Below are 12865 nucleotides of genomic sequence, written 5' to 3' on the forward strand. Positions count from 1 at the left end.
CCGGGCGCAACGTGTTCTGATCGGACGGGCGGGTCGCGGCAGCGATCCGCCTGGATGCCGGCTAGTGAGTGTGCCTGGCCTGCTGAGGAAGCGGGCCGGCGATATCCATGTCGGCTCGCAGGACGGTTCCCGAGACGGATTCAGTCATGAAGAGCGTCTTCATGTCGGGCCCGCCAAAGCAAAGATTGGTGAGCGATGCGCCTGCCGGACTGGTCAGGACAACTTCGGGTTCCGCCAGGTGATTGAGGACCCACGCACGGCCAAGACCGGGATTGGCGACGAACAGGCGTCCCGCCGTATCGATGGTGAGTCCGTCCGGGCCGCTCGGGCCATACGAGGTAAAGAACTGCCCGACCTTGCTGACCGATCCGTCCGCCTGAAGCGGGACGCGCCACACGCAATTGCCGCGTGTCATCGCGACGTAGAGCACCTTTTCGTCGGGCGAGAGCACGAGGCCGTTGGGGCTCGGGCAATTGCCGAGCAGCATATCGAGCTTGCCCTGCGGCGAAAGACGGTAGACGCGCCCGGTCGGATCGTGCAGACCTGTCTGCCCCTGGTCCGTGAAGTACAGATTGCCGGCCGAGTCGAAGGTCAGATCGTTGACGCCCCGGAAGCGCTCGGTATTGCGGCGCTCGAGATAAGGCGACACTGTGCCGCGCTCGATGTCCAGCCGCATCAGCCCGTTGCGATAGTCGGTGATGAGCAGGTGGGCGTCGTCGAGCCGCTTCATGCCGTTGGGCTCGCCGTCGTATTCGGCGATCAGTTCCCACTCGCCGTCGCCGGCAATGCGGAAGATGCGGCCATGCGGAATGTCGGTCACGTAGAGATGACCCGTAGGACTCCAGACCGGGCCTTCGAGAAACGAATCGGTCGACTGACCGCCGCGATTGGCGCGCGCCCATTCGGTCTGCACGCCGGGCTTGCGAAAACGCTCCGGCATGCGGGTGAAGACTTCCGCTTCGCGGACTTCCGGGGACTTGAGCAAATACATATCAACCTCTGACTCTGGCGCCGATCACACGAGGCGTTGGGCGTGCTCTTCGATCGCTGCGAGCACATTCGCCGCCGCACCCTTGCCCATGTTCACGTAGGCCGCGTCGCTCACGCCGCCGATATGCGGCGACAGGATCACGTTGGTCACGCGCTGGAACGGGTGGGGATGCGCCATCGGTTCGACGTCGAAGCTGTCGAGACCTGCCGCGCGCACCTGGCCGCTGGCGAGGGCGTCGACGAGTGCGGGCTCGTCGATGAGTCCGCCGCGTGCGGTATTGACGAGAATGACGCCCGGCTTGAGCCTGGCGAGCGTCTCGCGATCGATCATCTGGCGGTTTTCGGCCGTCAGCGGACAGTGCAGCGAGACCACGTCGGCCGATGCGTAAAGCTCGTCGAGCGTGACGAGCTTTACGCCGGCGGGGGCTTCCTTCGTATAGGGATCGAACGCGATCACCTGCATGTCGAAGGCCTGGGCCGCAGCGGCGACCCGCCGGCCGATCGCGCCGAGACCCACGAGACCGAGGGTTCGGCCGTTGAGCTCGACCGACTTATGCGTCGACTTGTCCCAATGTCCGGCACGCATGCGCCCATCGAGCTGGGTCACGGACTTGGCGCACGCGAGAATCAGCGCCCAGGCATGCTCGGCGACGGCGGCCGCGTTTGCGCCGGCCGCGGCGCGAACGGCGATGCCGCGTTGCGCCGCGGCGTCCTGATCGATCACGTCGATGCCGCTGCCGTGCTTGGAAATGACCCGCAGGTTTTCGCTGGCATCCATGATGCGCGCGTTGACCTTGCCATACCGGACGATGATCGCGACCGGCTTGTACTGTGCGCACAGCGTGACGATGTCGTCCTCGGTCGGCTGCTTGCCCGCGAAGACCACCTCGAAGCGGTCGAGCAACGCGAGCGCTTGCGGCGCGAGATCCGCCGCCGTGACGAGCACGACAGGTTTCTGGTTGGCCGTTTGCATTACAGCGCCTCGCCTTCGGCCAGCATGCCGGCCGCGCGCAATTCCTTTTCCACCCAGGCCGGCCGCAGCGCCTCGCCGTTGCGGATCGCGGCGATACGCGCCGTTTCCGCGTCGAGCTTCTTCTGCGCGAGCACGAGAATCTGCTCGACTTCTTCGCGCGCAATCACGACGACGCCGTCGGCGTCTCCCACGATGAGGTCGCCCGGTTTGACGGCGGCACCGGCAACGGCGATCGGATGATTCACGCGGCCCGCGACGCCCTTGGTCGGGCCGCACGGATTCAGGCCGGCCGAGAAGACCGGGAACGCGCCGTTCGCGAGTTCGTGCGAGTCGCGCACCGCCGCGTCGATCACGAAGCCGGCAAAGCCGCTTGCGTGCGCCTGGGTCGCCATGATTTCGCCGATGAGCGCGCAGCTCTGATCGCCCTTGCCATCGACGACGATCACGTCGCCGGGTTTGGCGATGGCGAGCGCGGCATGGATGGCGAGGTTGTCGCCTTGGCGGACTTCGACGGTCACGGCCGGGCCCGCGACCTTCATGTTCGGCGACAGGGGCTTGACGCGGCCGTGCAGGGTGCCGCGGCGGCCGGCAACGTCGGCAAGAATGGCGGCCTGAAAACGGGACGCGGCCTCGACGAGTTCAGGTGAAACGCGTTCGAAGTCGCGAACGATGGCGGGAGTTGCGTTGGAAATTGCGCTCATGGGAGTAGCCTCATGTATTGAGTTGTACAATGTACAACTGTGTTGTACTTAATGAAACTACTTTAGCCGCGCGATTAATCGGTATCCACTGGTGTTTACCCTTTTATGGTATAAAACGACGTTGTACGATGTACAATTCTCCGATTGACCAATTCGGGGATTGCGATGGGAAACGAAGGGGTTCAGTCAGTTGAAAAGGCGCTGGCGCTGCTCGATTGCTTCAAGCCTGGCGCGGAATCGCTGTCGCTCGCCGCGCTCGCGCAGGCGTCGGGCATGCACAAGACGACGGTGTATCGCCTGATGAATTCGCTGGAGCGGACGAACTACGTCATACGCTCGGAGGCGGGGATGTATTCGTTGGGTCCGAGGGTGCTGTATCTCGGGAAGCTCTACGAGCAATCCTTCCATCTGTCGTCGGTGGTCGAGCCGATTCTGCACGCACTGGCCGCCGCAACGAAGGAAAGCGCATCGTACTACGTTCTCGGGAATTCCCAGCGTCTTTGCCTGTTCAGGGCGGAGCCGGCGGAGGGTTTGCGCGAGACGCGGCTTCCCGGAACCTCTCTGCCGCTCGACGATACGGCGATTGGATGCGTCCTGCGGTTCTGGGCATTGGGCGAGCCGGTTTTCGATGCCACGCCGGACATTCCGCTTTTCACTTCCGGCGCGCGTGACCAGCATACGGCCGCCTTCGCCACGCCGGTTTTCGGTGCGGAAGACAAGTGCGTGGCCGCGCTTACGCTGTCCGGGCCGGCATCGAGGCTCGAGGCGGCCCACGAGTCGGGAGAGTTCAAAGGCCTGCAGCTACGCGCAGCGTTCGATCTTTCGCGCAAGCTCGGGGCGAGCGTTGGGCTCTGTGAGCGCATGTATGGTGGTGCGTAGACTTTGGGAGCGGAGTAGGCGTGGTGCCAATTCGCTCGGGGGCAGTTGTCGCCCGGGTGACGGGCTCGATGGTTGAGCCGGAAAAGACAAAAACCCCGTAAGCTTTTGCGGCTTACGGGGTTTTGTGTTCAATCAATGTTTGGTGGAGGCGGCGGGAATCGAACCCGCGTCCAGAAGTCCTCTACGACCAGTTCTACATGTTTAGTTCTGTCTTTTGATTTAACCGGAGCGACGCGGACGAACACGCTGCGCTACGGCGATTCACTAGATTTTCGACCCGGACGTCGTGACGCCGCCAAGGCTTAACTGACGTATATGACCTCTGTCGGTATTGCTACCGGTCTTGCGACACTAGCCCGTCAGTGAACTAGGCAGAGGACGGCGGCCCTTAGGCTGCCAGTGCGAACGTATCGTCGTTTGCAGTTACGTTTTTCCCATTGATTAACGAGGTGACGGGTCCTCGACATGCCCTAGCCGCTTCGCAACCCCTGTCGAAACCAGGTCGCCCCCGCGGTTCGTTGCTCTGAATCTATGAGCCAAGTGGAGATTTTACAATAGATCGACGGCCGCGTCGTGTTTCCGCGTACTTCCGGTTGGCGGCGCGCCAGTGCGGAGGCTATGCAATTGTGTCAGCAAGTGTGTCGGATCGGCGCGATACGGCTGTGATGCCGGTGAATTGGCGTCACGTAATCAGCTGATTTCGCGCAGCAGCTTCTGCAACTCGGCCGGCGATCTGACCACGTGCTGAGCGTGCCATTGCGTCGGCGGGATATCGTTACCGCAATAGCCGTATGCCGCGGCGACGGTTTTCATGCCGGCGGCAAAGCCCGCCTGCACGTCGCGAAGGTCGTCGCCGACATAGACGATGCGCTCCGGCGCCATGTCCAGTTCGCGCGCGGCATGCAGCAAGGGCGCGGGGTGCGGCTTTGGATGCGGGGTGGTGTCGCCGCTCACCACGCAGCCTGCCCGTTCCTCGAGGCCGAGTTGCGCGACCAGCGGCTCGGTGAGCCGCGTGACCTTGTTCGTGACGATGCCCCAGCGCACGCCGCGCGCGTCGAGTTCGTCGAGCACTTCGGCGATGCCCGGAAAGAGCGTGGTCTCGATGCACAGATCCGCTTCGTAGTTGGCGAGGAATTCCTCGCGCATCGAGGTGAATTTGTGATGATCCGGTCCAATGCCGAACGCGCCGCCGATCAGCCCACGCGCACCCGCGGACGCGAGTGGACGCAGCTTTTCGAGCGGGACCATGTCGAGTCCGCGATCGTGGCGCATCTTGTTGACGGCCGCCGCGAGATCGGGTGCCGTGTCGGCTAGCGTGCCGTCGAGGTCGAAAAGCACGGCCTGGCAAAGACCGAGTGCGTCGTCATTGTCTTCGCGTTGGGGTAGGGGAGTCGGGTCGCTCATTGTTCGATCGGAGGCTGCAGGTCAAAGCGGGTCGGGACGTTCAGGTGTCGAGGCGGCAGGCGAGCATGTAGTTGACGCTCGTGTCGGCCGACAGCACGAAATGCTTGCTGAGCGGGTTATAGACGATGCCCTTGATGTCGGTCGTGTGCAGGCCGGCGGCGCGCACGAAGCCCGCGAGTTCCGATGGACGGATGAAGCGCGCGTAGTCGTGCGTGCCCTTGGGCAGCATCCGCGCGATGTATTCGGCGCCGATCACCGCGAACAGGTACGACTTCACGTTGCGGTTCAAGGTGGAGAAGAACACCCAGCCGCCCGGCTTCACGAGTTTCTTGCAGGCGTCGACGATTGCGGCCGGCTCGGGCACGTGTTCGAGCATTTCCATGCAGGTGACCACGTCGTAGGTGGCCGGTTCGCGGGCAGCGAGTGCTTCGGCGGCGATTTCTTCGTAATCGACTGTTACACCGCTTTCAAGGCTGTGCAGATCTGCGACGCCGAGTGCCTGCGTCGACAGGTCGATGCCCTTCACATGGGCGCCGAGACTCGCCATCGATTCCGACAGAATGCCGCCGCCGCAACCGATATCCAGCACTTTTTTGCCAGCCAGATGCGCGTGAGCGTCGATCCAGCCGAGGCGAATCGGGTTGAGTTCGTGCAACGGCTTGAATTCGGCATTCGGGTCCCACCACCGATGCGCGAGGTCGCTGAATTTCTGTAGTTCGTGGGGATCGGCGTTGGTCATGGCGAAAGCTGCCTCGATGAGAGCGGTGAGCGAGCGCTCGAGGATAAACCCCGAGTATATAGGGCGAGAGACGGGGCGGCAAAAGTGCCGGCTCGATGAGGCGCGCGGGCATAAAAAAAGCCCCGCCAGAGCGGGGCTTTCGATACTGCGGTAAGTCGCAGCTTACTGCTTCGGCGTACCGACAACTTCGACTTCCACGCGACGGTCCGGTGCGAGGCAGGCGATGAGTTGCTTGCGGTTCTTCTGGTTGCAGCCGGTCGTGACCGGGTTGCGGCGACCCTTGCCTTCCGTGTAGATACGGTTGGATTCGATGCCCTTGCTGACCAGGAATGCCTTCACAGCTTGAGCACGGCGCATCGACAGACGGTCGTTGTATGCGTCCGAACCGATACGGTCGGTGTGACCCGTAGCGACCACGACTTCGAGGTTGATGCCTTGAATCTTCGCTGCCAGTTCGCTCAGACGTTCCTTGCCAGCCGGCTTCAGGATTGCCTTGTCGAAGTCGAACAGAGCGTCGGCTTGGTACGTAATCTTCTGGCTGGTGATCGGAGCGACCGGAGCGACCGGTGCCGGCGGGGTAGGAGCTTGAGCAACCAGAGCGCCGTCGCACTTGGCGTTAGCCGTTGCCGGCGTCCAGAATGCATCGCGCCAGCAAAGCTCGTTCGTGCCGTTCATCCACACGTATTCGCCGGTGCCATTCACCCAGTTGTCGTTCGTGGCTTGTCGCGACGCCGGCACCGACTGTGCCATGGCGGATGCAGCCATAACCGCGGTAGCTGCAATGAACGCGAGCTTTGAAAGTTTATTCATATTTCTCCTCTCGAAATTGAGATTACCGCAGGTTTACTGCGAGCCTGTTGACGAAGACAAGTCATACATTGCTCGAAGTATAACATTGGTGCAGAACAAAAAACGTCTGTGTAGACTTCGAGCAGCGTCTGACTCTTTGTGCGTTGGCATTTTGCCATATCGTTCCCCTCCTACGAAAAAAAAATCCGCCCCCCATCAAATCCCTCTTCAATTGTGGTGCATGCGCAACAAAGATATTCGCCGCGCGGGTACGCCAGGCCTGGCTCAGCGGCGAATCGCCGCATGCAGGAATCGAGCCTGATCGTGACAGAAAGTGGCAGGCCGGAATGGTGTTTTCGCATGCCCTCTAATATGTATACGTACCATCGCCGGAGGCGGATGCCCGGCATGTTAGAATCGCGTGATGCGTTGCGCCTGCAATGCTTACGCGAAGGTGCTGCGAACCCGTCGCCTTCGCACGTAAAAGATACGGATAATGGATCAATTCGCCAAAGAGACTCTGCCAATCTCCCTAGAGGAGGAAATGCGCCGTTCGTATCTCGATTACGCGATGAGCGTGATCGTAGGGCGAGCGCTTCCCGATGTCCGCGATGGCCTGAAGCCGGTGCACCGGCGCGTGCTGTACGCGATGCACGAACTGAACAACGACTGGAACCGGGCGTACAAGAAGTCGGCGCGTATCGTCGGCGATGTCATCGGTAAATACCATCCGCACGGCGACACGGCTGTCTACGACACCATCGTTCGCATGGCGCAGGACTTCTCGCTGCGCTACATGCTGGTCGACGGCCAGGGCAACTTCGGTTCGGTCGACGGCGACAACGCTGCGGCCATGCGCTACACCGAAATCCGCATGGCGAAGATCGGCCACGAACTGCTGGCCGACATCGACAAGGAAACGGTCGACTTCGTGCCGAACTACGACGGCAGCGAAAACGAACCGGCCATCCTGCCCGCGCGCATCCCGAACCTGCTGATCAACGGTTCGTCGGGCATCGCGGTCGGCATGGCAACCAACATCCCGCCGCACAACCTCAACGAGGTCGTCGACGCCTGTCAGCATCTGCTGAAAAACCCCGAAGCGACGATCGACGAGCTGATCGAGATCATCCCCGCGCCCGACTTCCCGACCGCCGGCATCATCTATGGCGTGGCAGGCGTGCGCGACGGCTATCGCACGGGGCGCGGCCGCGTGGTCATGCGCGCGCTCACGCACTTCGAGGAAATCGACCGCGGCCAGCGCATGGCGATCATCGTCGACGAGCTGCCGTATCAGGTGAACAAGCGTTCGCTGCTCGAGCGTATCGCCGAGCTCGTCAACGAGAAGAAGCTCGAAGGCATTTCCGACATCCGCGACGAATCCGACAAGAGCGGCATGCGCGTCGTGATCGAGTTGAAGCGCGGCGAAGTGCCCGAGGTCGTGCTGAACAATCTGTACAAGGCGACCCAACTTCAGGACACCTTCGGCATGAACATGGTCGCGCTCGTCGACGGCCAGCCTAAGCTGCTGAATCTGAAGGAAATGCTGACGTGCTTCCTGTCGCATCGCCGGGAAGTGCTGACGCGGCGCACGGTCTTCGAACTGCGCAAGGCGCGCGAACGCGGCCACGTGCTCGAAGGTCTCGCGGTTGCGCTCGCGAACATCGACGAATTCATCGCGCTCATCAAGGCCGCGCCCACGCCGCCTATCGCCAAGCAGGAACTGATGTCGCGCGCGTGGGATTCGTCGCTCGTGCGCGACATGCTGTCGCGCGCCGAGGCTGACAACGCCACGGCGGGTGGCCGCGAGGCTTACCGTCCGGAAGGGCTGAACCCGTCGTTCGGCATGCAGGCCGACGGTCTCTACCGTCTGTCCGACACCCAGGCGCAGGAAATCCTGCAGATGCGTCTGCAGCGCCTGACCGGTCTCGAGCAGGACAAGATCATCGGCGAGTACCGCGACGTCATGGCGCAGATCGCCGACCTGCTCGACATCCTGGCGCGCCCGGAGCGCATTTCGGCGATCATCGTCGAGGAACTCACGTCGATCAAGGCCGAATTCGGCGATGCGCGCCGCTCGAAGATCGAGCTGAACGCGACCGAACTGAATACCGAAGACCTGATCACGCCGCAGGAAATGGTCGTGACCATGTCGCACGCGGGTTACGTGAAATCGCAGCCGTTGTCCGAATATCGGGCCCAGAAGCGCGGTGGTCGCGGCAAACAGGCCACCTCGATGAAGGAAGACGACTGGATCGACACGCTCTTCATCGCCAATACGCACGACCACATTCTGTGCTTCTCGAACCGCGGCCGCGTGTACTGGGTCAAGGTCTACGAAGTGCCGCAGGGCTCGCGCAATTCGCGCGGCCGCCCGATCGTCAACATGTTCCCGTTGCAGGAAGGTGAAAAGATCACGGTCGTGCTGCCGGTCAAGGAGTTTTCGGCCGACAAATTCGTGTTCATGGCCACCGCGTTAGGAACGGTAAAAAAGACTCCGCTCGAAGCATTCAGCCGCCCGCTGCGCAAGGGTATTATTGCGGTCGGTCTCGATGAGGGCGACTACCTGATCGGCGCGGCCATTACGGACGGCCAGCACGACGTGATGCTGTTCTCGGATTCGGGCAAGGCGGTGCGCTTCGACGAAAACGACGTGCGTCCGATGGGCCGTGAAGCGCGCGGCGTGCGCGGCATGCAGCTCGAAGACGGGCAGAGCGTGATCGCGCTGCTGGTGGCCGGCGACGAGCAGCAGTCGGTGCTGACCGCGACCGAAAACGGTTTTGGCAAGCGCACTTCGATCACCGAGTACACGCGTCACGGCCGCGGCACGAAGGGCATGATCGCGATCCAGACGTCGGAGCGTAACGGCAAGGTCGTCGCCGCGACGCTGGTGGACCCGGAGGCGCAGATCATGCTGATCACGACGACGGGCGTGCTGATCCGCACGCGTGTCTCGGAAATCCGCGAAATGGGGCGCGCAACCCAAGGTGTTACACTCATCAGCCTTGACGAAGGGACCAAGCTGTCCGGTCTGCAACAGGTGGCTGAGGCTGAAGGCGAGGCGGAGAGCGATTCCGAAAGCCCCGCTGAAGGCGACAACGACGAAGGCGGCGCGGTCTGATCCGTGCCGGTGGTTTCAGCCCCGGTTAATAAGTTGAAGCTACGCTGCGAATCCTCGCGTATCGGGCCGATACGCGCTTCCAGCGAGGCGCGCGGTTCAAGTTAATTTCTCTTAGGGAGTAATGATGCAAAAACGATTCAAACAACTGATGTTGCTGGCTGCCCTCGTACCGACCTTCGCCATGGCTCAAGCGCTGCAGAACCAGGCGCCGGCGGCACCGGCTGCTGCCGCAGCACCGGTTGATCCGGCCAAGCAGGCTGCCATCAAGGACCTGCTCGACGCCATCGACGCGCAGAAGCTGGTCGGTGCAATCGGCAACAGCGCGCAGATGCAGGCCAAGCAGCTCGTGCCGGCCATCCTGTCGGACGCGCTGAGCGAAAACAAGACGCTGACGGACAAGCAGAAGCAGGCTGCCGTTCCGTCGCTGCAGCAGAACGCAGTGCCGAAGCTGGTCGACGGCGCAGGTCAGGTGTTCGCAACGGACGCCTTCCGTCAGGACGCAATGCAGGCTCAGTACGACGCGTACGCGAAGTACTACAGCACGTCGGAAATCAAGGACCTGACCACGTTCTACAAGAGCCCGACTGGCCGCAAGTTCATCCAGGTGCAGGATCAGGTTGGTCGCGACGTCGTGAACGGTCTGATGCAGAAGTACATGCCGGAATCGATCAAGGCAACGCGCGCTCAAGCCGACAAGGAAGTCGCTTCGGTCAAGCCGGCCGCCAAGTAAATTCCGCTCGCACGGCTGCGCTGAGTGCGCAGCCTGCCGCCGCGTCCGTCGGGTCAATGCCCGGGAGGGCGCAGCCGCCGGGCCACGCGGCGTGGCGGGTTGGCGGCGACAATGCGATAATGGCCGTTTGCGCACTGGCGCAGACGGCCATTTTCTTTTTCGGCGAGCCATTTCGCAGGTCTTTTCGCCGATTTCCCGCGCGATTCCGTTTTTTCGCGCCCGCTTCCAGGACTCCACATGCGCGTCTTTAATTTCTCCGCCGGCCCGGCGGCCATGCCCGAAGAAGTGCTGCGCCAGGCAGCCGACGAGATGCTCAACTGGCACGGCAGCGGCATGAGCGTGATGGAAATGAGCCATCGCGGCAAGGAGTTCATGTCGATCCACGAGGAAGCGTTGACCGATCTGCGCGAATTGCTGCAGGTGCCGGCCAGTCATCGCATCCTGTTCCTGCAGGGCGGCGGGCTCGGCGAAAACGCCATCGTGCCGATGAATCTGCTCGGCACGAAGCCGCGCGCCGACTTCGTCGTGACTGGCTCGTGGTCGCAGAAGTCGTTCAAGGAAGCGCAGAAATACGGCACCGTGCATCTGGCCGCGACCGGTCAGACCGCGAGCGGCTTTACGCGCGCGCCGGCGCACTCGGAATGGCAATTGTCGGACGATCCGGCCTACGTGCATCTGTGCACGAACGAGACGATTCACGGCGTCGAGACGTTTGAGATTCCCGATCTAGGCGAGATTCCGCTCGTTGCGGACGCGTCGTCGCATATCCTGTCGCGCCCGATGGACATCGCCAAATACGGCGTGCTGTTCGGCGGCGCGCAGAAGAATATCGGCATGGCCGGCGTCACGGTCGTGATCGTGCGCGAGGACATGCTCGATCGCGCGATGCCGATCTGTCCGTCGGCGTTCGAATGGAAGACCGTCGCCGAAAACAATTCGATGTACAACACGCCGCCCACCTACGCGATCTATATCGCCGGGCTCGTGTTCAAGTGGTTGAAAAAGCAGGGCGGCCTGGCGGCGATGGAAGCGCGCAATCTCGAAAAGTCGAAGCTGCTGTACGACGCGATCGATTCGAGCCGCTTCTATCTGAACAAGGTCGAACGTGGCTCGCGTTCGCGGATGAACGTACCGTTCTTCCTCGTCGACGAGTCGCGCAACGAAGATTTCCTGACCGGCGCGAAAGCGCGGGGATTGGTGCAGCTAAAGGGCCACAAGTCCGTCGGCGGCATGCGGGCGTCGATTTATAACGCCGTCCCGCTCGAAGGCGTCAAGTCGCTTGTCGAATACATGAAGGAATTCGAACAGCGCAGCGCCTGAGCCGTATTGACCGGCAGGCGCGCGCATCTTTTCCAGCAGTTACCCGGCAGAGCCATTTTTCACGCATGGACGACGAACTCAATACACGACTCAAACCTCTGCGCGATCGTATCGACGCGCTCGACGCGCAACTGATCGCGCTCCTGAACCAGCGCGCGTCGGTCGCGCTCGAGGTGGGCGAGGTCAAGAAGCATTTCAACGCGCCGGTGTTCCGCCCCGAGCGCGAATTGCAGGTGATCGCGCGCTTGCAGGAGATGAGCGCGGGACCGCTCAAGGACGAGCATATCGGCGCGATCTGGCGCGAGATCATGGCGGCGAGCCGCGCGCTCGAAAAGACGCTCAAGGCGGCCTACCTCGGGCCGGTCGGCACCTATAGCGAACAGGCGATGCACGAGTACTTCGGTCAGTCGATCGAAGGGCTGCCGTGTCCGTCGATCGACGAAGTGTTCCGCGCGGTCGAGGCGGGCGCCGCCGACTTCGGCGTCGTGCCGGTCGAGAATTCGACCGAAGGCGCGGTGTCGCGCACGCTCGATCTGTTGCTGCAGACGCAGTTGATTATCGGCGGCGAACTCGCGTTGCCGATCCATCACAACCTGCTCACACAAAACGGTCTCGCCGGTGTGGCGCGCGTATGCGCGCATGCGCAGGCGCTCGCGCAGTGCCAGCGCTGGCTATCGACGAACGCGCCGCATCTGAAGCGCGAGGCGGTGTCGAGCAATGCGGAAGCCGCGCGCATGGCGGCCGAAGATCCGAGCGTTGCCGCCGTCGCCGGCGACCGCGCCGCGATCCACTACGGCCTGCAGGTCACCAACGCGCTGATTCAGGACGACCCGCACAACCGCACGCGCTTCGTCATGATCGGCAAGCAGCCGACCGGCCCGAGCGGTCACGACCAGACCTCGCTGATCGTGTCGGTTCCCAACGAGCCGGGCGCGATGGTCAAGCTGCTCGAGCCGCTCTCGCGCCACGGCGTGTCGATGACGCGTTTCGAGTCGCGTCCGGCGCGCGTCGGCACGTGGGAGTATTACTTCTACATCGACATCGAGGGTCATCGCGACGATGCGGCCGTGGCCGCCGCGCTGGCCGGACTCGGCGAGAAGGCCGCGTTCCTGAAGATACTCGGCTCGTATCCGCGCGCCCGCTAGGGCGGGCAGCGGAATCCGTGCGACGCGCAGTGCGTTGCCCGGCGGCCTGCTCCGGGTGTTCGGACGGCAGATTT

11 protein-coding genes and 1 other RNA gene are annotated in these 12865 nt (G+C 62.6%); 5 read left to right on the forward strand and 7 right to left on the reverse strand.

What is annotated here, in order from left to right; all coding sequences use genetic code 11:
- Positions 1-61 precede the first annotated feature (61 nt).
- From GXB81_RS12115 to GXB81_RS12125, 3 genes are read right to left on the reverse strand one after another with little or no spacing between them, the layout of a single operon-like run.
- Positions 62-991, reverse strand: a complete 930-nt coding sequence (locus tag GXB81_RS12115) for an SMP-30/gluconolactonase/LRE family protein (protein ID WP_167049531.1) — start codon at positions 989-991, stop codon at positions 62-64.
- 24 nt (positions 992-1015) lie between these two features.
- Entirely contained in the window at positions 1016-1963 is a 948-nt protein-coding gene (locus tag GXB81_RS12120) for a hydroxyacid dehydrogenase (protein WP_205989235.1), read from the reverse strand.
- On the reverse strand, positions 1963-2664 hold the full coding sequence (locus tag GXB81_RS12125) for an RraA family protein (protein ID WP_167284689.1): 702 nt from the start codon (positions 2662-2664) through the stop codon (positions 1963-1965). Before GXB81_RS12125 ends, GXB81_RS12120 begins: the two co-directional genes overlap by 1 nt.
- 165 nt (positions 2665-2829) lie before the next feature.
- On the opposite strand from GXB81_RS12125, the gene GXB81_RS12130 reads away from it, so the two are divergent.
- Positions 2830-3543 (forward strand): IclR family transcriptional regulator, encoded by a 714-nt coding sequence (locus tag GXB81_RS12130; RefSeq protein ID WP_205989236.1) that lies wholly within the window; start codon positions 2830-2832, stop codon positions 3541-3543.
- 140 nt (positions 3544-3683) lie between these two features.
- On the opposite strand, the gene ssrA is transcribed toward GXB81_RS12130, so the two are convergent.
- The 4 genes from ssrA to ompA form a co-directional block, all read right to left on the reverse strand.
- Positions 3684-4053: a transfer-messenger RNA gene (gene ssrA, locus GXB81_RS12135) on the reverse strand.
- 180 nt (positions 4054-4233) lie between these two features.
- Positions 4234-4947: a phosphoglycolate phosphatase gene (gph, locus tag GXB81_RS12140; RefSeq protein ID WP_205989237.1), complete on the reverse strand. Its 714-nt coding sequence runs from the start codon at positions 4945-4947 to the stop codon at positions 4234-4236.
- A 40-nt stretch (positions 4948-4987) separates the two neighbouring features.
- Positions 4988-5686: a bifunctional 2-polyprenyl-6-hydroxyphenol methylase/3-demethylubiquinol 3-O-methyltransferase UbiG gene (ubiG, locus tag GXB81_RS12145; RefSeq protein ID WP_167049521.1), complete on the reverse strand. Its 699-nt coding sequence runs from the start codon at positions 5684-5686 to the stop codon at positions 4988-4990.
- Between the two features lie 162 nt (positions 5687-5848).
- On the reverse strand, positions 5849-6496 hold the full coding sequence (gene ompA, locus GXB81_RS12150; protein ID WP_167049519.1) for an outer membrane protein OmpA: 648 nt from the start codon (positions 6494-6496) through the stop codon (positions 5849-5851).
- Between the two features lie 475 nt (positions 6497-6971).
- Here ompA and gyrA point away from each other — a divergent pair, with 475 nt between their 5' ends.
- The 4 genes from gyrA to pheA all read left to right on the forward strand — a co-directional run bounded on the left by gyrA (position 6972) and on the right by pheA (position 12791).
- Entirely contained in the window at positions 6972-9596 is a 2625-nt protein-coding gene (gene gyrA, locus GXB81_RS12155; RefSeq protein ID WP_167049517.1) for a DNA gyrase subunit A, read from the forward strand.
- Positions 9597-9720: 124 nt separating this feature from the next.
- Positions 9721-10326 (forward strand): DUF2059 domain-containing protein, encoded by a 606-nt coding sequence (locus tag GXB81_RS12160; protein ID WP_167049576.1) that lies wholly within the window; start codon positions 9721-9723, stop codon positions 10324-10326.
- A 237-nt stretch (positions 10327-10563) separates the two neighbouring features.
- Positions 10564-11646 (forward strand): 3-phosphoserine/phosphohydroxythreonine transaminase, encoded by a 1083-nt coding sequence (gene serC / locus GXB81_RS12165; RefSeq protein ID WP_167284693.1) that lies wholly within the window; start codon positions 10564-10566, stop codon positions 11644-11646.
- 65 nt (positions 11647-11711) lie between these two features.
- The gene (pheA, locus tag GXB81_RS12170; protein ID WP_205989238.1) at positions 11712-12791 is read left to right on the forward strand and encodes a prephenate dehydratase; all 1080 of its coding nucleotides are present in this window, start codon (positions 11712-11714) and stop codon (positions 12789-12791) included.
- Positions 12792-12865 lie beyond the last annotated feature (74 nt).

It is taken from the genome of Paraburkholderia sp. Ac-20336, from assembly GCF_017105025.1.
GTDB lineage: Bacteria > Pseudomonadota > Gammaproteobacteria > Burkholderiales > Burkholderiaceae > Paraburkholderia.